Raw genomic sequence first — 24632 nt, 5'->3', positions numbered from 1 at the left:
AAAAGCGAGACCCCCAAACCCAGAGACTCTGGGCGTGGGGTTTCTTTGTTCCCTAGGTAGGACGGGAAGGCCTCTGGGGGGGACTTGGATCCCCCAGGGGAGCCCTCCACGGCCGTGACTTCAGTCCGTGTCGGACTTCGGGACGTCCTCAGAGGCGGTCACAGCGGCCTGTGAGAGGCCGCTGGAGGCCGCGTCCGCCTCCAGGTGGGCCGCGATCAGGTCCAGCAGCCTGTCGGTGTCGACAGGCTTGGTCACGTAGTCGTCCGCTCCCGAAGCCAACGTCCGCGCCTTGTCCTCCGCGGTCGCCTTTGCTGTGACAGCAATCACAGGCAGGTCCTCGTGTGCGGCTTCGGCGCGGATGGCGGTGATCGTGGCGTTGCCGTCCAGTTCGGGCATCATCACGTCCATCAGGACGAGGGCGGTGTCCTCGTGCCGTTCCAGCGCCCGGATGCCCGCGACGCCGGTCTCGGCGTAGATGACCTCCAGCCCGTTGCGTTCCAGCACAGCGGCCAGCGCGAAGACGTTGCGCAGGTCGTCGTCGACGATCAGGATCTTCTCGCCGTGGAACCGCAGTGACGGCTTCGCCGGGGCCACCTGCGGGACGGCCATGATCAGCGGGACACCGCTCGCCTGCGTGGTCGGGACGACCAGGTTCGACGCGCTCACCGGCAGGTACAGGGTGAACGTACTGCCCTTGCCCGGCTCGCTGCGGACGCGGAGTTCGCCGCCGAGCAGTTCCGTCAGCTGCTGGCTGATCGACAGGCCCAGCCCGGTGCCGCCGTATTTGCGGCTGGTGGTGCCGTCGGCCTGGCGGAACGCGTCGAAGATGATCGCGAGTTTGTCCGGCGCGATGCCGATCCCGGTGTCTTCGACGGCGAACGCCAGGACGCCGGGGGCTTGGCGGAGCGAGTCGGCTTCGACCTCGCCCTGGTCGGCCATCCGGATATGCAGGCGTACGCCGCCCTCGTCGGTGAACTTCGCCGCGTTGGACAGCAGGTTCCGCAGCACCTGCTGCAGGCGGTGTTCGTCGGTGTGGATCGACGACGGCACCGGCGGGTCGATCAGGACGGCGAACTCCAGGCCCTTGTCCGAGGTGAGCGGACGGCAGATCGATTCGACGTACTCGACCAGTTCGGGCAGCGTGACGTCGGACATCTGCAGGTCCAGGTGACCGGCCTCGACCTTGGCCATGTCGAGGATGTCGTTGATCAGCTGCTGCAGGTCGCTGCCCGCCGAGTAGATCGTGCGCGCGAACTGGACCTGTTTCTCCGTCAGGTTCCCGTCCGGGTTCTCCGAAAGCAGTTTCGCCAGGATCAGCGCGCTGTTGAGCGGGGTCCGCAGCTCGTGCGACATGTTCGCCATGAACTCGGATTTGTACTGCGACGCCATGGTCAGCTGCCCGGCGCGCTCTTCGAGTTCCTGGCGTGCCTGCTCGATCTCGCTGTTCTTGACCTCGATGTCGCGGTTCTGCTGTGCCAGCAGTGCCGCCTTCTCCGCCAGATCCGTGTTGGACCGGCGCAGTTCCCGTTGCTGCGCCTGCAACTGCTCGGACCGTGCGCGCAGTTCCTGTGCCAGGCGCTGGGATTCGGTCAGCAGCGCCTCGGTGCGCGAGTTGGACTGGATGGTGCTGACGTTGACCGCGATGGTCTCCTTCAGCTGCTCCAGCAGATCGATGTGGACGGTGCTGAAGGCGTTGATCGTCGCCAGTTCCAGCACTCCGAGCACCTCGCCCTGGAACAGCACCGGCAGCACGATCACGTTGACCGGGGCGGCCGAACCCAGGCCGGACGAGATCAGCGCGTACTCCGGCGGGGCCTCGTGGACCAGTATCGTGCGGCGGTCGACCGCGGCCTGTCCGATGAGCGACTCGCCGGGGGAGAACCGCAGGCCGGCCTGTGACTTCGCCAGCCCGTAGGTGGCGATGCTCTCCAGGACGGTTTCCTCCTGCTCGTCTTCGCGGGCGAGGAAGAACGCGCCCTGCTGCGCGGAGACCAGCGGGGTCAGCTCGGACAGGATCAGCGACGCCACGGACGCGAGATCGCGGTGCCCCTGCATGAGCGCGGACAGCCGGGCGAGGTTGGTCTTGAGCCAATCCTGTTCGCGGTTGGCGCGGGTGGTCTCCTTCAGGTTCGCGATCATCTGGTTGATGTTGTCCTTGAGTTCGGCCACCTCCCCGGACGCGTCGACGGTGATGTGGCGGGTCAGATCACCCGCGGTCACCGCGGTGGCCACCTGGGCGATCGCCCGCACCTGGGTGGTCAGGTTCCCGGCCAGCTGGTTCACGCTCTCGGTCAGCCGCGACCACGTGCCGGCGACGCCGGGCACCTCCGCCTGACCGCCGAGCGTGCCGTCCGTGCCGACTTCGCGCGCGACCCGGGTGACTTCGGAGGCGAAGGACGACAGCTGGTCGACCATCGTGTTGATGGTCGTCTTGAGTTCGAGGATCTCGCCGCGGGCGTCGATGTCGATCTTCTTCGACAGATCGCCCTGCGCCACCGCGGTGGTCACGGTCGCGATGCTGCGGACCTGGCCGGTCAGGTTGTCGGCCATGACGTTCACGTTGTCCGTCAACGCCTTCCACGTGCCCGCCACGTTCGGCACCCGGGCCTGTCCACCGAGGATGCCTTCGGTACCGACCTCGCGGGCGACCCGGGTGACCTCGTCGGCGAACGCGCGCAGCGTCTCGACCATGCTGTTGATCGTCTCGGCGAGCACGGCGACCTCGCCCTGCGCGTCGATCGAGATCTTCTTCGACAGGTCGCCGTTCGCCACCGCCGTCGTCACCGTGGCGATGCTCCGCACCTGGTCGGTGAGGTTGTCGGCCATGACGTTGACGTTGTCGGTGAGGTCCTTCCAGGTCCCCGCGACGCCGCGCACCTGCGCCTGGCCGCCGAGCTTGCCTTCCGTACCTACCTCGCGGGAGACGCGGGTGACTTCGTCGGCGAACGCCGAGAGCTGGTCGACCATCGTGTTGACGGTGTTCTTGAGTTCGAGGATCTCGCCGCGCGCGTCGACGATGATCTTCTGCGTCAGGTCGCCCTTCGCGACGGCGGTGGTGACCTGGGCGATGTTCCGGACCTGGTCGGTCAGGTTCTTCGCCATGAAGTTGACGTTGTCGGTCAGGTCCTTCCACGTCCCGGCCACGCCGGGCACCTGCGCCTGGCCACCGAGCCGACCGTCACTGCCGACCTCGCGCGCGACCCGGGTGACCTCGTCTGCGAACGAGGACAGCTGATCCACCATGGTGTTCAGGGTGTTCTTGAGTTCGAGGATCTCGCCCTTGGCGTCGACGGCGATCTTCTGCGACAGGTCGCCCTTCGCCACCGCCGTCGCCACCTGGGCGATGTTGCGGACCTGCGCGGTGAGGTTGTTCGCCATGAAGTTGACGGACCCGGTGAGGTCGCGCCACGTCCCGGCCACGCCGGGCACCTGCGCCTGCCCGCCGAGCTGACCTTCCGTGCCGACCTCGCGCGCCACTCGCGTGACCTCGTCGGCGAACGACGAGAGCTGGTCGACCATCGTGTTGACGGTCGTCTTCAATTCGAGGATCTCGCCGCGCGCGTCGACCGTGATCTTCTGGGTCAGGTCGCCCTTCGCCACCGCCGTGGTGACCTGGGCGATGTTGCGGACCTGGTCGGTCAGGTTGTCCGCCATCTGGTTCACCGAGTCGGTGAGCCCGCGCCAAGTACCCGCCACGCCGGGGACCTCGGCCTGTCCGCCGAGACGGCCTTCGCTGCCGACCTCGCGGGCGACCCGGGTGACCTCGTCTGCGAACGAGGACAGCTGGTCGACCATGGTGTTCAGGGTGTTCTTGAGTTCGAGGATCTCGCCCTTGGCGTCGACGTTGATCTTCTGCGACAGGTCGCCCTTCGCCACCGCGGTGGCCACCTGGGCGATGTTGCGGACCTGGTCGGTCAGGTTGTCCGCCATCAGGTTCACCGAGTCGGTGAGGTCACGCCACGTGCCCGCCGCGCCGGGGACCTGCGCCTGACCGCCGAGACGGCCTTCGCTGCCGACCTCGCGGGAGACGCGGGTGACTTCGTCGGCGAAGGACGACAGCTGGTCGACCATGATGTTGACGGTGTTCTTGAGCTCCAGGATCTCGCCGCGCGCGTCGACGTTGATCTTCTGGGTCAGGTCACCCCGCGCCACCGCGGTGGTGACCTGGGCGATGTTGCGGACCTGGTCGGTCAGGTTGCTGGCCATGACGTTGACGTTGTCGGTCAGATCACGCCAGGTGCCCGACACGCCGGGAACTTCGGCCTGTCCGCCGAGACGGCCTTCCGTGGCGATCTCACGGGCCACCCTGGTGACTTCGGTCGCGAAGCGGGAAAGCTGCTTGATCAGGCCGTTGAGCGTTTTGGCGACCTCGAAGAACTGACCTTGCAGCGGCCGCCCGCCGACCTCCAGCGGCATCGTCTCGGACAGATCACCCTCGGCGACCGCGCCGAGCACCCGGTTGAGCTCGGCAGTGGGCCTGCTCACGTCCTCGATCAGCCCGTTCACCACGTCGACCGCGGTCGCCCAGCCGCCGGGACCGATCTCGGCCGCGACGCGCTCGGTCAGCCTGCCTTCCTTGCCGACCGCCTCGCGGACGCGCAGGAGTTCGGCCACCAGCAGCTGGTTGCGTTCGGCGATGTCGTTGAAAGCGCCCGCGAGCTGGGCGGCGAGCCCGTCGCCGTGCGCCACGAACCGCCGCCGGAAGTTGCCGTCCCCGAGGTCACGGGCCGCCGAGAGCAGGCGTTCCAGGGTCGCTTCATCCACCTGGCCGCCACCACCTTCCACGGGGGTCCGGTGCCTTTGGGAGTGCTGTGTCATCTGTGTCGACCCTCTCCACCACGCATGCCAAGCCATGGTCGTCGCATCAGCGTGCCATGATTCGACCTACACTTCGAGCCAGTCCGCCCGCTCACGCTGCGCTACCCGCCAGGCAGGAGGAGGTCCGGGAATGGTGTCACGGCCGGCCCCGGCCTCGACGTCGCTCCCCTCGGAGCCGTCGGCAGGTGCGAGTGAAGGCGCGCTGCCCGAATCCGGGAGGTTCTGGCGCGAGCTGCTCGAAGACGTGCGTGACGCCGTGCTCGTGCAGGACGTCGACGGCGCGCTGCGCTGGTCGAATCCCGCCGCCCGTGAACTGTTCGGCGGCGGCCGACCGGTGCTGACCGCCGAGGGGCCCGAGGTCGGCCACGTCGAGCACACCGGCCGCCGGTTCCCCGCGCGGATCCGGACGCTGCCCGGCGGCTGGCACGCGTGGACGGTGACCTCCGAGGTCGCCGCCGACGGCCCTCGGGTGGACGGCTTCCTCGCCGCCTCCGCGCCCCGGCTGGCCTCCGCGCGGGGACGGCACGGGACGGCGAAGGTGATCGCCGAGGTCGCCGCCGCCGAACTCGCCGACTGTGTGTTCGTCCTGCTGCCGACCACCCGCGGCCGGTGGGAATGGTGGAGCTGCGACCGCCGCTCCACCCACGGGCACGGCCGCATCCGCCGTGTCCCGGCCCAGCTGGCGCCGGTACTCGCGGGGACCTTCGCCTCCACCGACGAACCCGAGGTCAAGACCGTCCCGGAGGACGAGGTCGCGACGCTGCCCGCGATCGTGGCGGAGCGGCTCGCCGTCCATCCGTCGGTGACGGTGGTCTCACTGGGGCTCGATGGCGGCGCCGGGGTCACCGGCGCGGTCGTGCTCGCCAGGCGCGGCACTCCCGCGTTCGGCGACGACCACCCTCGCGCGGTGACCGAATTCGCCCGCGCGGCCGGGACCGCACTGGCGAACGCGCACCGCTACGCCCGGCAGGAAGAGGCCACCCGCGGTCTGGAGACCACGCTGCGCCCGACGCCGCCGCCGGAGGTCCCCGGCGTCAAGTTCGACGTCTGGTACGAGCCCTCGGGCGGGCTGCTCGACGTCGGCGGCGACTTCTACGACGTCCTGCCGCGTGAGGACGGCGGCGCGACGTTCGTCCTCGGCGACGTTTGCGGCAAGGGCGCCGAGGCGGCCGCGCTCACCGGCCGGGTCCGGCAGACCATCGCCGCGCTCAACCTCGTCGAACAGGACGGCACCACGCTGCTGAGCCTGCTCAACGCCCTGCTGATCAGCGGCGGCAGCGGCCGGTTCGCGACGCTGGTGCTCGGTTCGGTGCTGGCAGGCGACGACGGCCCCGCCCTCACCCTTGCCTCAGGCGGGCATCCCGCGCCGCTGGTGGTGCGCCGCCGCGGCGGGGTCGACGAGATCACCCTGCCCGGCACCCTGGTCGGGATCTCCCCGCAGGCCCGGTTCGCCGAGACGACCATCCGGCTGGCCGAGGGCGACGTCTGCCTGCTTTACACCGACGGGATCACCGAGGCCCGCCACCACGAGCGGCCGTCGGACCTGTTCGGGGACGAACGGCTGCGTGATCTGCTGATCGGCTGCCGGGGACTGTCCGGCCGCGAAGTGGTCCGCCGGGTGCGTTCCGCGGTGCGGGAGTGGCTCGGCAGCGGGACGCACGACGACATCGCCGTCCTCGCCATCGAGGCCACCGCGCCGCCCTCACGATCCGCCGAGTAGCCGCACCACCGCGCGTTCGACGATCGTCCGCGCCTCGTTCGGATCGGAAACCTTCGCGGCCCGCCGTACCGCGCGCTCGATGGTCCGGTCCTTTTCGTACGCCTCGATCACCCGAGGGTCCACATAGGACTGCCGTGCGACGGTGGGCGTGTTGCCGAGCCCCTCGGCGACCTCCGTCATCACGGCCTTCTCGACGCGTTTCAGTCCTCGTTCACTGGAGGGCTTCTCCTTGTCCGCGAAGGCCGAAGCGGCGAGCACGGTGGCGTTCCAGGTCCGCAGGTCCTTCGCGGTGAAGTCTTCGCCCACGAGTTCCTTGAGCCGTTCGTTGATGTCGTCGGCCTTCACCTCATGCCAGTCCGCACCGTCGCGGTAGGCGAGCAGGCGGACGTCGCCGCCGCGAGCCCGCCGGAGCGAGCGGACCAGCCGCACGAGGCTTTCGTCGCGCAACCGCACCTTCCGCTGGATCCCGTGCTTCGCCGGGTAGTCGCAGACCAGGCATTCACCGGCCAGTTCGACGTGTTCGCACAGCAGCGTCGCCACCCCGTGCGTGCCGTGCTCGTCGGCGTAGCTCTCGCCGCCGGTCCGGAACACGCCGAGGTCGATCATGCGCAGAGCCCCGGCGAGGACGCGTTCGCGCGTGAGACCCCGGGCATCGAGATCCTCCTGGACGGCTTCGCGGAGCCGGGGGAGTTTCCGGGCCAGTGCGAGGACGCGTTCGTGTTTCTGCTCGTCCCGTGCCCGCCGCCACTCGGGGTGATAGAGGTACTGGCGCCGTCCGGCGTCGTCCACCCCGACGGCCTGGATGTGGTCGTTCTCGCGCGGGGAGATCCACACACGCCGCCACGCGGGCGGAATCGCGAGCGCGTTGATTCGCTCGATCGTGTCCTTGTCCTTCAGCGGCTCGCCCTCAGTGGTCAGGTAGCCGAAGCCGCGACCTCTGCGCCGCCTCCGGATGCCGGGGGACCCGAGGTCCGCTCGCCGAAGTCGCATGGGCGGCGAATACCCGGTGTGACCGTGATCCATGCCCATGGTTCGGCGCGGCCGACGCGGGGTAGTCCGGGGGCGAAGACGACCCAAGGAGGGAACCCATGGCGACATCGCTGAACGGACGCCGCGTGGCCATCCTGGCCGCGGACGGCGTGGAACAGGTCGAACTGGTCGAACCGCGGAAAGCGGTCACCGACGCGGGGGCCACGGCCGAGGTCGTCTCGCTGGAATCCGGCGAGATCCAGGCCATGAACGGCGACATCGACAAGGCGGACAAATTCACCGTGGACCGGGTCGTCAAGGACGTCTCGGTCGACGACTTCGACGCGCTCGTCCTCCCCGGCGGCACGATGAATCCGGACAATCTGCGTGCCGACGAGAACGCGGTCCGGTTCGTCCGCGATTTCGTGAACAGCGGCAAACCGGTCGGCGTTATCTGCCACGGACCGTGGACGCTGGTCGAGGCCGACGTCGTCCGCGGCCGCACGCTCACTTCCTACCCCAGTGTGCGCACCGACATCCGCAACGCCGGCGGCACCGTCGTCGACCAGGAGGTCGTCAACGACAACGGCCTGATCTCCAGCCGGAACCCCGATGACCTGCCCGCCTTCTGCGCCGCGATCGTGACGGAATTCGGGAAATGACCCTCGGGCGCCACGTAATGGACTGGCGCCCGTGACTTCGCTGGAGGACCCTGGTGGCAGAAAAGGAGGTGCCGCGATGACCGTGCATGCCAGACGCTACGGCCGTTGGTGCCGTGAGCATTTCGACACCGCCCCGGAGCCAGGCCAGGAGAAATCCATCCAGCGGCCGATGGAGACTTCCGCCGCCGCGAACGTCACCGACGCCCAGTCCGAGCAGGCCCAGGCCGGTGACGTTCCGCAGGGGGAACCGGGCTCCCTCAGCTGAGGGTCCGCCGGTACCAGACGCGCTTCGGGCCCGGCAGGCCGATCCGCGAGACCAGATCGGTCACCACGCCGCCGATGATCAGCCACAGCAGGGCGGCGAGACCGTCGTTGAGCAGGGTGCGCAGTTTGGCGCCGTCCGGGGTGAACAGGTTGCGCAGGCCGAGGGAGACCCCGCGGGACCAGCCGTCGATGAGTTGTGCGAACCCGTTGCCGGGATTGGCCTCGCCGAACACGAGCAGGATGTGCACGAGCAGCACCAGCGCGAAGATCCAGCACACCGCGTGGACGATGGCGTTGACGACGCGTACGACGCGGATTCGGGCAGGCGTCTGCTCGACGATCTCCTCCTGCGGCTCACGCGGGTCGTTGATGTAGGTCATCGCCGTCTCCCATCATCGTCCACAGTGGACATCCCGGTCGGGCGGTCGCTCAGCCGGGGTCGGGGGTGGTCGTCCTGGTCTTCGTCTTCGTCTTGCTCGGTCTGTCCGGGGTGCTGGGCCCGGCCTTGGACGAGGTCGGGCTGTCCGCTGTCGGGGTGGCACCGGCGGTTTCACCGGTGGCAGGCGGATTCGTGGTCACCGGCACCTCGTCGGTCACCACGACGGTGCCGCCGGAGGCTTTCGTCCCGTGTGCGGGCACCTCGACGACCTCCGTGGACGGCGGGATCCCACTCGGCACCGGACCGGAGGCCCCGGTCGTCGCGGGCGGGACCATCCCTGCGGACGGCGCGGACGGAGTCGCTCCCGTGTGGTTGACCGCCAGCAGTACCCCGATGGTGATCGCGGCGGCGGGCGCGCTGATGGCGGCGACCACGGCCGCTCGTTTGCGTCCGACGGGCGCCGGGAGGGCGACCGCCGTCCCGGTGGAGTCCTCGAGCAGGATCCGCGCGATCGCCGCCGCGGTCGGCCGCTGCGACGGCTTCCGCGCGGTCATCCCGCGCAGCAGGGTGGTCATCGTGGTGGACAGCCCGGCGGGGATCCTCGGCTGCCGGTGCAGCCGTCCGACCGCGGCCTCGACCGGTGTCCCGGTGTACTCGCGTTCGCCGGACAGGCATTCCAGCAGGACCAGCCCGAACGCGTAGACGTCGGCGGGCGGGCCGACCTTCTCGCCACGGACCTGTTCGGGTGCCATGTACGCCGCCGTGCCGACGACGCCGCCGGTCTCGGTCACCCTGGTCGCGTCGAAGGCGTGCGCGACGCCGAAGTCGCCGATCAGCGGGCCGTCGTCGGCCATCAGGATGTTCGCTGGTTTGAGATCGCGGTGGGTGATGCCGTGCGCGTGGACGTGCGCGAGCGCGTCCGCCAGCCGCGCGGCCAGGTCGACGACCGCGGCCTGGGAGAGTGGGCCGGACCGCAGGCGCTGGGCCAGGTTCGGCCCTTCGACCAGCCGCATCGTGAGATAGCTGTAGCCGTCGTCGGAACCCGCGTCGTACAGCGGGACGAGCCCGGGATGGCGAACCGCGCTGAGGGTCTGGATCTCCTGGTCACGGCGGCGCTGGTCGCGGGTCATGGTGTCGGCGTGGAACAGCTTCAGCGCGACCTCGCGCCCTTCGAGCAGGTCGTAGGCGCGGAACACCCTCGCTGTCGCTCCACGACCGAGCAGCTCGCCCACCTCGTACCGGCGGGCGAGCCGGTGCGGCAGATGGTCCGGGTCGTGGACGTTCAGGCTGAAGCGGCGTTGCGTGGTCCCGGCGTCGAGGTCTTCGTCTTCCTCACCACCAGTGCGCGCACCCGCGTCATCCATCGGTGCTACCTCCGTCTCACCGGCCGAACGACGTATACCCGGTCCGGCGCCGGGCGAAACAAGGCTTGCGAGCGTACCGGAGGTGAACAATGGGTTCACTTCGAATGGCGGGCAACCCCGGCGAGGGCCGGACGTCTCGTGGTCATGAAGCCGAACCGGTGGGCCGCGCTCGCCGCCACCGCACTGTCCGCACTGGCCATCCTCGCCCCGGCCGCCTCCGCCGATTCGTTGGTACCCAAGGGTTTCGCTCCCGCGTCGACGAGCTGGACCGGACCGGGACACGGCTTCGTCCTTGGGTTTTCGCCCTGCGGGAAGCCGGGATGGTGCGCGTCGCTGCTGTCGACGACCGACGGCGGGGAGCGGTGGCGACAGGTCGGTGCACCGCCGATCTCGTTGCCGGACAACCACAACCAGGTCAAACTCGCGGTGATCGGCGACCGTGACCTCTTCCTCTCCGACGGCACCCAGCTGCTCGCCAGCCGCGACGGCGGCGTCAAGTGGGCCCGCGTCCGGCTCACTGGAGTCCGAGAGCCCTTCTATATTTCGAAAATCACCGAATCAGGGCCGCGGGTGTTCGCGATGGTCACCGGTTTCGGCAGCCCGTCGACGACGACGCTGTACGCCGGTCTCGCCGGTACCCGGGTCCTTTCACCGGTCCCCGGGTTCACCGTCACCGGTTCCGCGACCTACGGCGACGTCGCCGTGAGCGGTGGCGTGCAGGTCTCCATGGGCGCGGATTACCGCGTCCAGAAGTACTGGACGTCCGCCGACGGCCTCACCTTCGCGAGCGCGCCGCCGCCGTGCCCGCCGGACGGTTCGGCTTCGTTGAGCGGAATCCGGCGGGGCCAGGTGCTGGCGCTGTGCAGCGGGGGACCGGGCACGCCGCATCCGGGTGCGACCGTCCGGCGGTTGTGGCGGGCGCCGAAGCTCGGCGGGACGTTCACCGGGACGGCGCAAGCGCCCACGCTCGGGATCAACCAGAGCTTCAGCGCCGCGTCGCCCTCGGCGGCGACCGTCGCGGCGGAGGGCGGCGGCACCGGATTCCTGCACAGCACCTCCGACGGCGGCGCCACCTGGACGACGACGGTGCTCAGCGGGCGCGGGGTGTGCCTCAACGACCTGGACTTCCCCGACGAGCGCGTCGGGGTGGTGGTCGACGGCCTGCCCGACGCCGATGGCGGATCGGCCCTCTACCGCACCACCGACGGCGGCGTCACCTGGAGTGAAGTCGCCTTCGCTTGACGCGACCCCGCCGGCCTGAGTGATCACCGCAGGTAGGCAAGGCCCTTGGGGAGTTCACACGCCCACACGCCATGTCGTAATCTGAGTACTGTCCGTCGATGTCGAGGGGAGCCGTGGGACGTGTTCACACGCCCCGTGCGCGGCTGAAGGGTGGAACGTGTCCATGACTTCGGACGAGGTCCGGTCTGTGCCGAGGCGGCCTCTGCCTCTCGACTACAGCAAGCCCAATCTCGCCCGGATGAAGGACGCTCTTCTCGGCGGACACGACCACTACGAGGTCGACAGGCAGGCCGTCGCGGATCTGCTCGCGTTCGCCCCCGATTCCGCCGCCATGGCCAAGGAGTTCCGGTCCTGGGCGAACCGGGTGGTCCGGTTCCTCGCTGGCGCCCGCGGGATCGACCAGTTCCTCGATCTGGGCTCCGGGCTGCCCACGGCGGAGAACACGCATCAGTCGGCGCAGCGGTACAACCCCGACGCGCTGGTCGTCTACGTCGACCACGACCCGGTCGTCCAGGCGCACGGGCTGGCCCTGCTGGAGGACCACCTCGTCCACGTCAGCGGCGCGGATCTGACCGATCCCGCGCAGACCCTCGCCGATCCGGTGGTCGCCGAGCACCTCGAATTCGACCGGCCGGTCGCGGTGATCCTGAACTCGGTGCTGCATCACGTCGAAGACCTCGGCAAGGCACAGGAGATCGTGCGCGCCTACGTCGACGCGATCGCACCGGGCTCGTACGTGCTGATCACCCACGACTTCACCCCCGGCGACGGTCCCCGTGGCGCGCTCGCGTGGAAGATCGACGACCTCATGGCCGAAACCGGGTATCGCACGGTGCACCGCGGTCGCAAGGAGATCGAATCGCTCTTCGACGGGCTGGAGATCCTCGAGCCCGGCGTGGTCCACCTGCACGAATGGTGGCCGGAAGGGCCGCGCCTGGCGCCGCTGAGCGACTTGAACTATCTCAGTCTCGGTGGCGTCGGCTACAAGGCTTAACGGTCGGTCTTCAGCGACCGGAAGTACGCCTTCAGCGCGTCGTGCGCGGTCCCGAAGTCCTCGGTGTTGCCGGTGATCGCCAGTTCCAGCGTCTCGCCGTCGGACAGTTCCATCGTCAGGTAGGCGGTGAGCTTCCGGCGGGGGAAACCGCCCGCGACGATGTCGGTGAACGGGATCCGCCGCGCGCCCGGTTCGGCGCGCAGATCGTCGAGTCCGCGGTCCCGCAGGCGCCGGATCCGCTTGCGGTCGGAGACCCCGCGCGCCCCGATCAGTCCGGCGACGCTCCGGCGGAGCAGCACCGAACGCGCCATCGGCAGCAGGATCACCTCGGTGTCGCAGACGATCAGGTCGTAGAGCTTCCGCTTCGCCTTGAGCGCGGTGAACATCCCGAGCATCCGGGCCTCGGCGGGATCCGGCTCCCGTTCGGGTTCCTGCTTGCAGAAGTAGCCGGCCGGCACGTTCAGCAGTTGCAGGTTGCGGACCAGTTCGTCGACCGCGCGTGGGCTCGCCACGGCCGGGCCGACCAGTTCGGCGACGTCGAACGGCTCGCCGTCGCCGAGGCACAGTTCCCAGCCGCCGCCCCAGTTCAGCCGGTGCGCCGCGACGCCGTTGTCGATCATCGCGGCGGTGACGGTGTCGGCGAACAACCCGGTCAGCAGTTCGCGGCCCTCTTCGCGGGACGGGGCCCGGAGCGGTTTGGCGAGCGCGTCGGCGTCACCGTCACGCAGCACCCGCACGACTTCGCCGACCGTGCCGCGCGGCGCCAGCCTGCTCTCGATCCCGGCCGCGGTCAGCAGTTTCGCGCCCTCCGCCACCGACGCCCGGCCGGCGCGTTTGACGACCTCGTCCCAGTCCGCCCGCGGCCCGACGTCGCGGATCAGCACGGAAAGTTCCGCCTCGGGGACGTCGACCTTCGGCGCGCCCAGCAGCGACCAGCCCGGCCGCGCGTCCGGTTTCACGGGATTGTCCGGCACCCCGGCCAGCGCGGCGATCCGCCGTTTCGTGGGCGGGTGGCTGTCGAACTTCGACAGCTCTTCGCCGTCGAGGATGTCGTCGGCGTACTCGGTCACCCAGTCCCGCTGGACCGGGTGGTTGAGGTACGAGCGGAAGCCCAGCAGTACCGCGGGGGTCCGTCGAGCCCGCGCGCCGAGCGAGACGTAGCGCTCGAGGTAGTCGTCCCAGAGCGGGCTCAGTGTCGCGACCTTCCGCAGCGCCGCGGCCGCCGTCCGGCTTCCCGCCGCGAGTACGGATGCCTCGTCTGCCTGCAGTTCCTGCCGCCGGTTCGCCGACCGCGCGATGAGCAGGTACAGCTTCGAATACGCCGAAAGCAAGGCCCTGGCCGGGCCGCCGTCGAGCCTGTCGACGGTGAACGCCAGTGTCTGGGTGCCGCGATAGGTGAGCGCCAGCAACCGGGTGTGGCCGCCGCTGTAATGGCCGAGTTCGTGCGCGAGCACCGACCGGAGTTCGCTCACGCTCATCGCGGCCAGCAACGGCAGCCCGATCAGCATCGTGCGACGGCCCGGCCGCAGCCCGAGGAACCGGGCGTCCTCGGTGACCGCCGCGTTGATCTCGCCGATCAGCACGATCTCGTCCGGCGGCCGCGTCTTCACCTGCGCGGCGAGGTCGTCGATCATCCGCCACAACGCGGGATGGGCATCACGGTCCAGCCGCGGTCCCTCGATCGGGGGGCGCCGCGCCCGCAACGCGCTCACCAGCCCGAAGCCGAGCGCGATCATCATCGCGAGCCCGGCGAGCATGACGTAGGTACCGATCCTGCCTTGGATCCGCAGGCCCGCCAGCACACTGGCGACACCCACCGCGACGACTCCCAATGGGAACGCCACGAGCAGAAGTGTCGCGAGGACGGCTCGTCCTCGGGCCTGCATCGTCCGGTTACCTCTTTTCGCACAAGAGCCCTCTGTGCGGCCGAATAGTAACCGGCTACACAGAGGGCTCGTACGAAAACGAAGAGCTACGAGGCCTTAGGCGACGTTGAAGGTGTCGGGATCCGGGCCCGTCCGCTCACCGCGGTCCAGCGGGGCCAGCGACGCGATGTCGTCATCCGACAGGGTGAACCCGAAGACGTCGAGGTTCTCCTTGATCCGCGACGGTGTCACGGATTTCGGGATCACGACGTTGCCCAGCTGCAGGTGCCACCGCAGGACGATCTGGGCGGGCGTGCGGCCGTGCTTGTCCGCCAGCGCCTTCACCGCGGCTTCGCCGAGCAGGTCACCGCCCTTGGCCAGCGGGCTCCACGCCTCGGTCGCGATGCCGTGCTTCGCGTCGAACTCGCGCACCTCGGACTGCTGCAGGTACGGGTGCACCTCGACCTGGTTCACCGCCGGGACGACCGAACCGCTGTCGAGGAGGCGTTCCAGGTGGGCGGGCTGGAAGTTGGACACGCCGATCGCGCGCACCCGGCCGTCCGCGTAGAGCTTTTCGAAGGCCTTCCACGTGTCGAGGAAGAGATCGCGCTCCGGTGTCGGCCAGTGGATGAGGTAGAGGTCGAGCCGCTCCAGGCCCAGTTTGGCCATGCTGGCGTCGAACGCCTTCAGCGTGGTGTCGTAGCCCTGCTCGCTGTTCCACAGCTTGGTGGTGACGAACAGGTCGTCGCGGGCGATCCCGGACTCGGCGAGCGCCTTGCCGACGCCTGCTTCGTTGCCGTAGATCTTGGCGGTGTCGATGCTGCGGTATCCGGCGTCCAGCGCGGTCTTGACCGCCGCGGTGGTCTCGTCGTCCGGGACCTGGAAGACGCCGAACCCGAGCTGCGGCATCTCCACCCCGTTGTTGAGCTTGACGGTGGGAATGTCGGTCACTTGCTTTCCTTTCGATGGATACTTGACGGATCAGGCGACGGGGGCCGGTTCGGCGCGACGAGCCTTCCGCCGCCCGTGATCGAGCATGCCTGAGATCACCGCGACCAGCAGTCCGGCGAGCGCGAGGGCGGCGCCGATCCAGTTGGGCGCGGTGTAGCCGAGACCGGCGTCGATGGCCTTGCCGCCGAGCCACGCGCCCCCGGCGTTGCCGAGGTTGAACGCGGCGATGTTGGCGGCCGACGCCAGCGCGGGGGCACCTTCGGCCTTGTTCATCACGCGGGCCTGCAGTGGCGCGACGGTCGCGAAACCGGCGGCGCCGAAGACCGCGATGGTGATCGCGGCGGGAAGTTGAGCGTGCGCGGTGAAGACGAACACGATCAGCACGGCCGCGAGCGCGGCGAGGATGACGTACAGGCTGGGCATCAGCGAGCGGTCCGCGGCCTTGCCGCCGAGCAGGTTGCCGACGAACAGGCCACCGCCGAAGAGGACGAGCAGCCAGGTCACCGCGCCGGAGGAGAAACCGGCGACCTCGGTCATCATCGGGGCGATGTAGGTGAAGGAGGCGAACACCCCGGCGAAGCCGAGCGCGGTCATCGCCAGCGCGAGCCACACCTGCGGCCGCCGGAACACGGCGAGTTCACTGCGCAGGCCCGCGGACCGCGTCGTCGCCTGCGCCGGAACCAGCGCGAGGATCCCGATCAGGCCGAGCACGCCGAGGACGCTCACCGCCCAGAACGTCGAGCGCCAGCCGAACGCCTGCCCGAGCGCGGTCCCGGCGGGAACACCGAGGACGTTCGCGACGGTGAGCCCGGTGAACATCATCGCGATGGCGCCTGCCTGTTTGTTCGGCGCGACCAGCGAGGCGGCGACCACCGAGCCGACGCCGAAGAACGCGCCGTGCGCGAGCGCGGCGACCACGCGGCCGGTCATCAGCAGGCCGTAGGCCGGAGCCAGCGCGGACACGACGTTGCCGGCGATGAACAGGAGCATCAGGCCGACCAGCACCGTCTTGCGCGGCACCCGCGACGCGAGCGCCGTCAACACCGGGGCGCCGACCACGACGCCGAGCGCGTAGCCGGAGATCAAGAGCCCCGCGGAGGGGATCGAGACGCCGAAGTCGCCCGCGACCTCGGGCAACAGGCCCATGATCACGAACTCGGTGGTGCCGATACCGAAGGCACTGATCGCCAATGCGAGCAGAGCGGCAGGCATGAGAGGTCACTTCTTCCCGTAGAGTGGCGGTAGTTGGCGTAAGCAACTACGAGCGTCTGAAATAGTTGCACACGCCGTATATTGCACACGCTTGATGGTGCATGACGCAACGAAGCTCGGGCAACCGGGGAAGAGGTGAACCGTGTCACTGGCCGACGACGCCGTGGAGGCACGCGCGCAGGGCTGGCGGACCCTCGCCGCACTGCACGCGCGGATCGAGGACGCGCTGGAACGCGCGCTGGCGCGGAAGCACGAGCTGTCCGTCAGCGAGTACACCGTGCTGGACGTGCTCGCCCGGCAGGACGGTTTCCACCTGCGGATGAACCAGCTGTCGAACGCCGTCGTGCTCAGCCAGTCGGCGACGACGCGGCTGGTCTCGCGGCTGGAGGACCGGGGGCTGCTGCAGCGGTACCTGTGCCCGACCGACCGGCGGGGGATCTACACCGAGGTCACGACGACGGGGAAGGAACTGCTCGCGGCCGCGCGCCCGACGCACGACGCCGTCCTCACCAAGGCCCTCGCGGCCGCGGAGGAACTTCCCGAACTCGCGCCTTTGGTGGCCGCCCTCGGAAAGCTCACCTTCGCCCGCTCCTGACCCCTGCCGAATCGCGAGGCGGGCTGGCAGGGTGAAGGCGTGGACGATCTTCTGTTGCGCCGGGTCCGGGTCGGCCTGGCGGGTTCCCTGTCGGACGTGCTGATCAAGGGCGGCCGGATCGCGGCCATCGAGGGCCCGGGGCACGCGGGTGAAGCGTCGGAAATCCTCGACGGGCACGGCGGCACGCTGCTGCCCGGCCTCGTCGACGCGCATGTGCACACCGCGCAGTGGTCCGCCGCGCGCCGCCGGATCCCGTTGGGGGAGGCGACCTCCGCCGCGCACGCGGTCGAGCTCGTGCTCGCCCATCTGCTGGCGAATCCCGCGCCGCCCGGCGAACTCGTCCTCGGCGCCGGGTTCCGCGACGGCCTCTGGCCCGACGCGCCGCACAAAGACCTGCTCCAGAAGGCGCTCCCCGGGCATCCCGTCGCTCTGTTCGGCGCCGACCTCCACACGCTGTGGCTCAGCCCGGCCGCACTGAAGCTCATCGGCCGCGAGCATCCGACCGGCGTGCTGCTGGAGAACGACTGCATGAGCGCGACGGCCGACCTCCCGATCGCCCCGGACGACGTCATCGACGGCTGGGTCGCCGACGCGCTCGCCGCGGCGGCCGCGCGCGGGATCACCAAGATCGTCGACTACGAGTACACCGACACCGTCACCGCTTGGCGGCGACGGCAGGCACGGAAACCCTTGCCGGTCCGGGTTTCCTGCGTGATCGCGAAGTACCTGCTCGACACCGCCGTCGAACGCGGCCACCGCACCGGCGACGTTCTCGAAGACACCGGAGGGCTGCTGACGGTCGGTCCGTTCAAGCTGTTCGTCGACGGCTCGCTGAACACGCGCACCGCCTACTGCGTGGGGCATTACGCCGGAACCGAGTCCCACGGGCTGCTGGAGCTGCCGCCTGAAGAGCTGGAACCGTTGATGCGCAAGGCTTCCGAGCACGGCCTCTCGCCCGCGGTGCACGCGATCGGCGACCACGCCAACAAGATCGCGCTCGACGCCTTCGCGCACATCGGCTGCGCGGGCCGCATCGAACACGCTCAACTGCTGCGTGCCGAGGACGTCGCGCGCTTCGCCGAACTGGGCATCGTCGCGAGTGTGCAACCCGCCCATCAGCCCGACGACCGCGACGTCGCCGACCGGCACTGGCACGGCTGGACCGACCGGGCTTTCCCCTACGGCGCCTTGCACCGCGCCGGGGTGAAGCTGGAGTTCGGCTCGGACGCCCCGGTCGCGCCGCTGGACCCGTGGGACGCGATCGCGTCCGCGGTCAGCCGCACCGACGACGACCGTCCGCCGTGGCATCCCGAACAGGCCATGCCACTGGATGCCGCGCTCGCGGCGGCGTCCGGCGGCAGGACGGGTGTGGCTGTCGGGGACGTCGCGGATCTGGTCATCACCGCCGTGGACCCGGTGAAGCTCTCGCCCGCCGGGCTCCGCGGCATCCCCGTCACCGCCACCGTGATGAACGGCAGGGTCACCTTCGTGTCGTGACCCCTGTTCCGGTGACGGCGGCTGCGCACCGTGGCCGGGTGCGGCAGGGTGAGGTGATCGCGGAAGGAGCGCCCATGACCACCGAGAAGCTGTTCCGGCTCGCCATCGCCCTGAAGGGACTGGACGGCGCTCTGCAGCTGGTCGGCGGACTCGTCCTGATGATCGTCCCGGCGTCGGTCATCACCGGTTTCGCGCACGCCGTGGTCACCCGCGATCTGCTCGGCGACCCCGAGGGGACACTGGCCCGGCACCTCGAACTCGCCGCCGGCCACTTCGTCGAAGGGCGCACGTTCGCCGTCGTGTACCTCGTCGCGCACGGGCTCATCAAGCTCGGCCTGGTCTGGGCGCTGGGGCGCAAGGTGGTGCGGGCCTACCCCGTCGCCGCCGTGGTGCTCTCGGCGTTCGTGGTCTACGAGGTCTTCCGCGCGATCCACACGCACTCACTCGCGCTGCCGTTCTTCGCCGCGCTCGACGTCGTGATCGTCGTGCTGGTGCTGCGCGAGTACCGGCAGCTCAAACGGGATCGCGTCGCGGCCTGACCGCCCGGTTCAGGCCGCGACGCGAAATTTCTCGGTGGTGCGATCCGCACCCGGCGGATCCACCACGATCGCGGTGGCGTTGTCGGAGCCACCGAGTGAGATCGCCGTCCGCACCAGCTCCGTGGCCGCCCTGTCCGGCATCGCGAGGATGTCGAGCATGGTCGGCCCGCTGAGCGTCTTGTGCACGCCGTCGCTGGTGAGCAGAAGCCCGCCGGTGGTGACGGTCGCGGTGCCGATCTCGTGATCACCGGCGGTGCGGACGCTGGTGGTGACGACGTGTTCCATCCGCGGTGTCACGGGTTGTTCGTGGTCGCGGAAGTACTGCGCGAGCGTATGGTCCTTTGTCACCTGCCGCACGCTGTAACCGTCCCAAGCGTACGCCCGTGCGTCCCCGACCCACGCGATGCCATACCCCTCGTCGGTCCGGACGGCCACGACGAGGACGCAGTCACCTGTCCCGCCGAACCCGAGCACAGCGCGCTGAGCAGCCAGAACAGCCGCGACCGCGCCCTGCCCGGCACGCGTCCGGGTCGCCGCCGAGACCGCCGTCCGCGCCGCGTATGCCGCGTTCGGGTGATCCCCGACACCGTCGGCCAGCGCGAACACGATCCCCGTACCGTCCGCGGCCGCGTACGCGCCGACGGCGTCCGCGTTGTGCGCGCGCGGCCCTTGCGCGCTTGCCGTGTGCCAGTGTGGAAGCTCCCTCATGGCCTTCTCCTCACCGCCGGGTGATTCTTTCCCCAGTTCCAGAATCCGCTCGGTTCCTGTGTGCCGGCTGAGGGTTCGCTGTCGAAAGGCTGGTGAGTGTCGGCCGCTTGGTTCGAGGAGGGTAAGGCGAGCGTGGTGCGATCGGGTCGGCTTGCCCAGGGCGCCGGCTAGTCGTCAGGTGGGTTTGTACGTTCTTTCGGGCCGCGGCCTCGGTCGCTGGTCTGTGGATCGCCCATGTGGCTGGGCTGGTGGGCTCCTTGGGGCATGCCCGGCTCCCGGTTTCCCGCTCACACCACAAGAGGTGGCCAGCCGCCCTCGAGTCCTCAGTCAGGTGTTGCGAAGCCTCTTTCGTAACGTTGAAGGTTGCGGAAGTGGCTTTCGCAACACCGAACCGGCCCCCAGGGCACCAGGCCTGCCCTACCTTGGCTCGCCCTTGATCAACGGAAGATCGGGGACGTTGAGTGTCCCCGATCTTCCGTTGATCAAGCTTCGCCACCGGTGCGCGCGACCCCGTGACAGCGCAGGAATAGCCGCCTGAACTGCAAGATCGCGACTTTGCCGGGATCCTGGCCCTCAAGGTAGGGAAGGTGGCCTTCACGGCTTCGGCTCTCTCTCCAGAGCGAATTGTGGGCATGCCGAGGGGCCCGTCGCCGGTGTGGCTGGCGGGCTCCTCGGGTGTCGCGGGGTTAAGCGGTGGCGCGGTGGAGGGTGTTGCGCCGGGGTCTTCGCAACGGATCCAGATACTGGGGTGGTGTGAACTCCGGGAGTCCGTCGGGGGCCATCCGGACTTGCCAGTCGCCGTGGTGGATCAGCCGGTGGTGGAAACCGCACAGCAGGGTCAGGTTTCGTAGATCGGTGGGTCCGCCGTCGGCCCAGTGATCAATATGGTGGGCGTGGCAGTGTTTCGGCTGCCGGTGGCAGCCGGGGAAGGCGCAGCCTCGGTCGCGGATGTTGAGTGCTCGGCGTTGGCCTGGGGTGACGAATCGTCGTAGCCGTCCCATGTCGAGGGGTTCACCGGCGGCGCTCAGCACTACCGGCAGCATCAAGCAGTCGCAGGCGGCGAGTCGTGCTTCGCGGGCGGTCATTTCCCCGACGAAGTCCAGGCACGCTGTGCCGATCCCGGACTTCAGCTCGTCAAGGCCGATGGTGACGTGGAGCAGCGTCCGGTAGCCAGAGGTGCCGGGCTGGTCCGGGCACGCGATCGCCAGGTCCAGGATCTCCGCGAAGGCGTCACCCTGGCGCTCCGGTTTCGTGCGCGGATCCGCTTGGCCGAACTCGTCCACGGGTCGCGGTTTCGCGTAGGCATCGAGAACAGCGGCGGTGCGGGCACCCAATTCGTCATCCAGAAGCCCGGTCAGTTTCCAGAAGCCGTCTTTGCGGCGTTCCAGCGTGACTTCCCGTACGGGCTGGGCGGGTTCGGGGTCCTTGGGTTCGTTGCCGTCGGGGTCGAGCCAGGCCAGCAGGTTTTCTTCGGCCTGTCTGAGCTGTCTCGGCCCGGCCTCGCGAGCGAGGTCGGCGAGGATCTTTTCCGCGCACTCCCGATCCTCCGCAGCCACCTCCGCCGGGATCTTCTTCAGGAACTCCAGGATCTGATCGATGCGGTGTTCTCCGATCGCACCATCAGCCGCAGCCGCGGCAGTGGCGGGCGCGAACGCCGGGATCTCGGTGCCATCGAGTGCGCGGGTCGGGTTCAACGCGATCGCGCGGCGCACGATCGGACCCGCCTCGCCACGGGTCAATCCCGCGACATCGGCGAACCACGACACCGTGGAACCATAGCCGTACAAGTCTTTCGGGCCGCGAGACTCGATCTCCGCCAGAAACCGCCCCAGCGCGGCGGAAGCCACCCGGATCACTTGCAGGGACTGCTGCACGCCATGGCCAAGCTCCAACTTGCCAGCGCGCCACAACTCCTGCGGCAGTTCAGGAAGGAAGGTCTCGGACACCTCTCGATAATACCAAATCTGATCGAACGTGTGTTCGTAATTTTAAGTGACAATGAAACGGCCGCATTGACCACTGAAGGGTGATATCGCCAGGTAAGCACGGCTACCGTGCGGAATTCCGCATTTAGCCGACTAAATGCGACGCCCTACGCCCAATCGCGTGAGCATCCCAGCGCGAGCCCCTACCGCAGCCGCGTGATCAGCGTCCGCAGCCAGCTCTCCGCCATCGCCGGTTCGCGCCGCAGGTGCCGCACCAGCAGCTCCCGAGTGAACTTCGAGCGGCCCGCTTCGACGATCGCCACCGCCTCGGCCAGGCCCTGGAGCCGCTTTCCGGAATGCTCGGGCGCGCTCCCGTTCTCGTCCGACCAGCGGGGCCGGGGGAACGACGCCGTGAGTTTCGGCTGCACGTTCCCGAAGTAGTTCCAGACCGGCCAGTCCAGCGAGATGTTCCGGACGGCGGTCGCGGGCAGTTCGGTGGGCCAGTCGAAGGTCTGTTGCCAGCGGAACGCCGATGGCGTCGTGTCTTCGCGAATGGTGATGCCGAGGAAACGCAGTCGCCCGCGGATGATGCTCCAGGCCTCGCGCTCGTCCTCGATCCACTCGCGCAGCAACCGGTAGAGGCCGGTGAACGTGCCTCCGGTGTAGACGAGGTCGACGAACACCTTCGGCCTGCCGCGGGCGAGATCGTACGGGCTGAGGCCCGCCGAAGTGAGATAGGTGCGGAGACTGTCCATATCGGACTCCGCGAGACAGGTTCCGTCGAGCGACAACGGAAGCTGGTGAATTCGTTCCCGCCACGGGGTTCCGCTCAGCAGGTCGTGCACACTGTCCGCCGAACGCCCGACGAAGTACAACTCCGCGTCACCGGCGCGGGCGATCACCTTCGCGGCGCATTCGATCAGTTCGTCCAGGAACCACAGCGACGGTTTTCCGGCGCGTTCCAGTAGCGTCCCGAGCTGGTCGGGGCGCACGAGATCCCAGCGGTACGGCCGATTCACGCCGTCCAGGTTCCCGTGCGCCCCGACATCTGTCGACGCATTTTCAGGAGATCAGCTTGTACACCGTCTGCTCGCCGACCGTGGTGGCGGTGAAGTTCGCGGCGACCCATTCGGAGATCTCGTTCGATCCGCCGCCGGGACCGCCGCCTCGGCCGCCCTCGACGTAGTAGCCGATCTCACCGTTCGCCACGTACTGCTGGAATTCCGCCAATGTCGGCGCCGGATCCTGACCGCTCCAGCCGCCGATGCCGATCACCGCCTTCCCGCTCGCGAGTTCCAGGCTCGCCGCCCCTTGCGAACTCGTCGTCGCCGCCGCCCATTTCGTCGTGGTCGCGGCGAGCAAGGTCCCGATCTCCGCCGAGGAACCCTCTTCCCCGCCCATGCCGCGCATACCCGGGCTGTCGCTCGTGACCGGTCCGGACAGCGGAATCGAACCGGAATGCGCCTGCGAAGCGGTTTCGATGGCGTACGCGGTGGTGCCGAGGCCGACCGTCAGCACCGCCACCGTCGCGACGACGGCCACGAGTTTGCGCATCGGCGGGACACCCACGAGCACGATGGTCGCGGTCACCAGGCCCAGCCCGGCGACGATCCAGCGCAGCGCGGGCAGCCAGTCGGCGTTGCGGTCCAGCAGGATGTAGGCCCAGACGGCGCTGGCCGCGATCATCAGCGACAGGAACACCCGAGGCGCGAGATACGCCCGCCCGCGCCACAGCGAGGTTCCGGAGACCGCCACCACGGCGGCGATCGACGGCGCCAGCGCGACGGAGTAGTACGGGTGCACGATGCCGCTCATGTAGCTGAACACCAGCGACGTGACGAGCATCCAGCCACCCCATACGATCAGCGCGGCGCGGGTCTTGTCGGTCCTGTCGGCCCGCCGGGTGAACCACAGCCCCGCGATCAGGCCGATCAGCGCGGCGGGCAGCAGCCACGACACTTCGCCGCCGAAGCTGGCGCCGAACATCCGGGTCAGGCCGCTCTCGCCACCGAAGCCGACGTTCCCGCCGCCCATGCCACTGCTCACGTCCCCGCCCGTGCCGACGACCATCGTGCCGCCGCCGCCCCTGCCGAAGATCCGGCCGAGACCGTTGTAGCCCAAGGCCAGTTCGAGCAGGCTGTCGTCGGTCGAACCGCCGATGTAGGGCCGTGAATCGGTCGGCCACAGATCGACCAGCGCGATGAACCAGCCCGCGGACACGACCACCGAGACGACGGCCCCCATCAGGTGGAGCAACCGTTTGCCCAGCGAGGTCGGCGCGGCGATCAGGTACGCGAGCCCGAACGCGGGCAGCACCAGGAACGCCTGCATCATCTTGGTCAGGAAGCCGAACCCGATGGCCGCACCGGCGAAGGCCAGCCAGCGCGGGCTCGCCTTCTCGATCGCGCGGACCGTGCAGTAGCCGCCGACGATCAGTAGCAGCGTCAGCAGCGCGTCGGGGTTGTTGAACTTGAACATGAGCGCGGCGACCGGAGTGACGGCGAGCGCCGCACCGGCGAACAGGCCGGCGACCGGTCCGGAGGTCCGCTTCACCGTCAGGTACAGCAGGCCGACCGAGGCGACGCCCATCAGCGCTTGCGGGGCCAGCACGGTGAAACTCGAGAAGCCGAATAGCCGTGCGAACGCCGTCGTGACCCAAAGCGCGGCGGGAGGTTTGTCGACGGTCAGGACGTTGCCCGAGTCGAGGGAGCCGAACAGCCACGCCTTCCAGTCCTGGGTGCCGGATTGGACCGCGGCGGCGTAGAACGAGTTGCCGTAACCGGAGGCGGTCAGATTCCAGAAGTACAGCAGCGCGGTCGCGGCGAGCAGACCGAAGACGGCGGGGCGGATCCAACGGTCCGGCGGCTTGGGGACGCTTTCCTTGACAGGGCCGGGTTCCGCCCGGGAAGCGAGTGCGGTGGTCATGGG

General features: G+C 69.1%; 19 protein-coding genes. 8 read left to right on the top strand and 11 right to left on the bottom strand.

Annotated features, from left to right (window positions below):
* Positions 1 to 120 precede the first annotated feature (120 nt).
* A complete protein-coding gene (locus ACZ7KI_RS15455; RefSeq protein ID WP_470273774.1) occupies positions 121 to 4764 on the bottom strand; it encodes a HAMP domain-containing protein in 4644 nt (1547 codons plus the stop codon).
* Between the two features lie 184 nt (positions 4765 to 4948).
* Here ACZ7KI_RS15455 and ACZ7KI_RS15450 point away from each other — a divergent pair, with 184 nt between their 5' ends.
* Positions 4949 to 6538: a SpoIIE family protein phosphatase gene (locus ACZ7KI_RS15450; protein WP_470273773.1), complete on the top strand. Its 1590-nt coding sequence runs from the start codon at positions 4949 to 4951 to the stop codon at positions 6536 to 6538.
* Here ACZ7KI_RS15450 and ACZ7KI_RS15445 read toward each other — a convergent pair.
* Entirely contained in the window at positions 6521 to 7528 is a 1008-nt protein-coding gene (locus tag ACZ7KI_RS15445; protein ID WP_470273772.1) for a DNA topoisomerase IB, read from the bottom strand. The two genes, ACZ7KI_RS15450 and ACZ7KI_RS15445, sit on opposite strands and share 18 nt — an antisense overlap.
* A 98-nt stretch (positions 7529 to 7626) precedes the next feature.
* Here ACZ7KI_RS15445 and ACZ7KI_RS15440 point away from each other — a divergent pair, with 98 nt between their 5' ends.
* Both ACZ7KI_RS15440 and ACZ7KI_RS15435 read left to right on the top strand, forming a co-directional pair.
* Positions 7627 to 8169, top strand: coding sequence for a type 1 glutamine amidotransferase domain-containing protein (locus ACZ7KI_RS15440; RefSeq protein ID WP_470273771.1), 543 nt, complete (start codon positions 7627 to 7629; stop codon positions 8167 to 8169).
* Positions 8170 to 8245: 76 nt separating this feature from the next.
* Entirely contained in the window at positions 8246 to 8434 is a 189-nt protein-coding gene (locus ACZ7KI_RS15435) for a hypothetical protein (protein ID WP_470273770.1), read from the top strand.
* On the opposite strand, the gene ACZ7KI_RS15430 is transcribed toward ACZ7KI_RS15435, so the two are convergent.
* A complete protein-coding gene (locus ACZ7KI_RS15430; protein WP_470273769.1) occupies positions 8427 to 8813 on the bottom strand; it encodes a hypothetical protein in 387 nt (128 codons plus the stop codon). The genes ACZ7KI_RS15435 and ACZ7KI_RS15430 overlap by 8 nt on opposite strands.
* Before the next feature lie 49 nt (positions 8814 to 8862).
* Positions 8863 to 10176 carry a serine/threonine-protein kinase gene (locus ACZ7KI_RS15425; protein ID WP_470273768.1) on the bottom strand — a complete coding sequence of 438 codons (1314 nt, stop codon included), beginning with the start codon at positions 10174 to 10176 and terminating at the stop codon, positions 8863 to 8865.
* A 144-nt stretch (positions 10177 to 10320) separates the two neighbouring features.
* Here ACZ7KI_RS15425 and ACZ7KI_RS15420 point away from each other — a divergent pair, with 144 nt between their 5' ends.
* Together ACZ7KI_RS15420 and ACZ7KI_RS15415 are read left to right on the top strand one after the other, a co-directional pair.
* Positions 10321 to 11418, top strand: a complete 1098-nt coding sequence (locus ACZ7KI_RS15420) for a sialidase family protein (RefSeq protein WP_470273767.1) — start codon at positions 10321 to 10323, stop codon at positions 11416 to 11418.
* Positions 11419 to 11581: 163 nt separating this feature from the next.
* Entirely contained in the window at positions 11582 to 12412 is an 831-nt protein-coding gene (locus ACZ7KI_RS15415) for an SAM-dependent methyltransferase (protein ID WP_470273870.1), read from the top strand.
* On the opposite strand, the gene ACZ7KI_RS15410 is transcribed toward ACZ7KI_RS15415, so the two are convergent.
* From ACZ7KI_RS15410 to ACZ7KI_RS15400, 3 genes are all read right to left on the bottom strand, one after another.
* Positions 12409 to 14256, bottom strand: a complete 1848-nt coding sequence (locus ACZ7KI_RS15410) for a M48 family metalloprotease (protein ID WP_470273766.1) — start codon at positions 14254 to 14256, stop codon at positions 12409 to 12411. The genes ACZ7KI_RS15415 and ACZ7KI_RS15410 overlap by 4 nt on opposite strands.
* A 138-nt stretch (positions 14257 to 14394) precedes the next feature.
* Positions 14395 to 15228 carry an aldo/keto reductase gene (locus tag ACZ7KI_RS15405; RefSeq protein WP_470273765.1) on the bottom strand — a complete coding sequence of 278 codons (834 nt, stop codon included), beginning with the start codon at positions 15226 to 15228 and terminating at the stop codon, positions 14395 to 14397.
* A 30-nt stretch (positions 15229 to 15258) separates the two neighbouring features.
* Positions 15259 to 16440, bottom strand: a complete 1182-nt coding sequence (locus ACZ7KI_RS15400; RefSeq protein ID WP_470273764.1) for an MFS transporter — start codon at positions 16438 to 16440, stop codon at positions 15259 to 15261.
* A gap of 142 nt (positions 16441 to 16582) precedes the next feature.
* Between ACZ7KI_RS15400 and ACZ7KI_RS15395 the strand changes: the two genes are divergently transcribed.
* The 3 genes from ACZ7KI_RS15395 (at position 16583) to ACZ7KI_RS15385 (ending at position 19071) form a co-directional block, all read left to right on the top strand.
* Complete coding sequence (locus ACZ7KI_RS15395; RefSeq protein ID WP_470273763.1) at positions 16583 to 17035, top strand: MarR family winged helix-turn-helix transcriptional regulator; 453 nt, start codon at positions 16583 to 16585, stop codon at positions 17033 to 17035.
* Between the two features lie 39 nt (positions 17036 to 17074).
* Entirely contained in the window at positions 17075 to 18532 is a 1458-nt protein-coding gene (locus ACZ7KI_RS15390) for an amidohydrolase (protein WP_470273762.1), read from the top strand.
* 74 nt (positions 18533 to 18606) lie between these two features.
* Positions 18607 to 19071: a DUF2127 domain-containing protein gene (locus ACZ7KI_RS15385; RefSeq protein ID WP_470273761.1), complete on the top strand. Its 465-nt coding sequence runs from the start codon at positions 18607 to 18609 to the stop codon at positions 19069 to 19071.
* A gap of 9 nt (positions 19072 to 19080) precedes the next feature.
* Here the strand turns inward: ACZ7KI_RS15385 and ACZ7KI_RS15380 are convergent, their stop codons facing one another.
* The 4 genes from ACZ7KI_RS15380 to ACZ7KI_RS15365 form a co-directional block, all read right to left on the bottom strand.
* Positions 19081 to 19779 (bottom strand): PP2C family protein-serine/threonine phosphatase, encoded by a 699-nt coding sequence (locus ACZ7KI_RS15380; protein WP_470273760.1) that lies wholly within the window; start codon positions 19777 to 19779, stop codon positions 19081 to 19083.
* 686 nt (positions 19780 to 20465) lie between these two features.
* Positions 20466 to 21725 carry an HNH endonuclease signature motif containing protein gene (locus ACZ7KI_RS15375; RefSeq protein WP_470273759.1) on the bottom strand — a complete coding sequence of 420 codons (1260 nt, stop codon included), beginning with the start codon at positions 21723 to 21725 and terminating at the stop codon, positions 20466 to 20468.
* Between the two features lie 182 nt (positions 21726 to 21907).
* Positions 21908 to 22723, bottom strand: a complete 816-nt coding sequence (locus ACZ7KI_RS15370; RefSeq protein ID WP_470273758.1) for a hypothetical protein — start codon at positions 22721 to 22723, stop codon at positions 21908 to 21910.
* Positions 22724 to 22766: 43 nt separating this feature from the next.
* Complete coding sequence (locus ACZ7KI_RS15365; protein ID WP_470273757.1) at positions 22767 to 24629, bottom strand: glycosyltransferase family 39 protein; 1863 nt, start codon at positions 24627 to 24629, stop codon at positions 22767 to 22769.
* Between the last annotated feature and the right edge of the window lie 3 nt (positions 24630 to 24632).

The sequence above is a fragment of the Amycolatopsis sp. NPDC039088 genome, assembly GCF_055598845.1.
Note: the sequence above shows the minus strand (reverse complement) of the source record. Positions and strands in the feature narration are given on the sequence as shown.

Bases quoted from the DNA above. Each gene is read 5' to 3' on its own strand.
- ACZ7KI_RS15380 (WP_470273760.1), bottom strand. From the start codon at position 19,779: ATGAGGGAGCTTCCACACTGGCACACGGCAAGCGCGCAAGGGCCGCGC.
- ACZ7KI_RS15385 (WP_470273761.1), top strand. From the start codon at position 18,607: ATGACCACCGAGAAGCTGTTCCGGCTCGCCATCGCCCTGAAGGGACTG.
- ACZ7KI_RS15400 (WP_470273764.1), bottom strand. From the start codon at position 16,440: ATGCCTGCCGCTCTGCTCGCATTGGCGATCAGTGCCTTCGGTATCGGC.
- ACZ7KI_RS15415 (WP_470273870.1), top strand. From the start codon at position 11,582: ATGACTTCGGACGAGGTCCGGTCTGTGCCGAGGCGGCCTCTGCCTCTC.
- ACZ7KI_RS15435 (WP_470273770.1), top strand. From the start codon at position 8,246: ATGACCGTGCATGCCAGACGCTACGGCCGTTGGTGCCGTGAGCATTTC.
- ACZ7KI_RS15425 (WP_470273768.1), bottom strand. From the start codon at position 10,176: ATGGATGACGCGGGTGCGCGCACTGGTGGTGAGGAAGACGAAGACCTC.
- ACZ7KI_RS15420 (WP_470273767.1), top strand. From the start codon at position 10,321: ATGAAGCCGAACCGGTGGGCCGCGCTCGCCGCCACCGCACTGTCCGCA.
- ACZ7KI_RS15445 (WP_470273772.1), bottom strand. From the start codon at position 7,528: ATGCGACTTCGGCGAGCGGACCTCGGGTCCCCCGGCATCCGGAGGCGG.
- ACZ7KI_RS15450 (WP_470273773.1), top strand. From the start codon at position 4,949: ATGGTGTCACGGCCGGCCCCGGCCTCGACGTCGCTCCCCTCGGAGCCG.
- ACZ7KI_RS15365 (WP_470273757.1), bottom strand. From the start codon at position 24,629: ATGACCACCGCACTCGCTTCCCGGGCGGAACCCGGCCCTGTCAAGGAA.
- ACZ7KI_RS15430 (WP_470273769.1), bottom strand. From the start codon at position 8,813: ATGACCTACATCAACGACCCGCGTGAGCCGCAGGAGGAGATCGTCGAG.
- ACZ7KI_RS15440 (WP_470273771.1), top strand. From the start codon at position 7,627: ATGGCGACATCGCTGAACGGACGCCGCGTGGCCATCCTGGCCGCGGAC.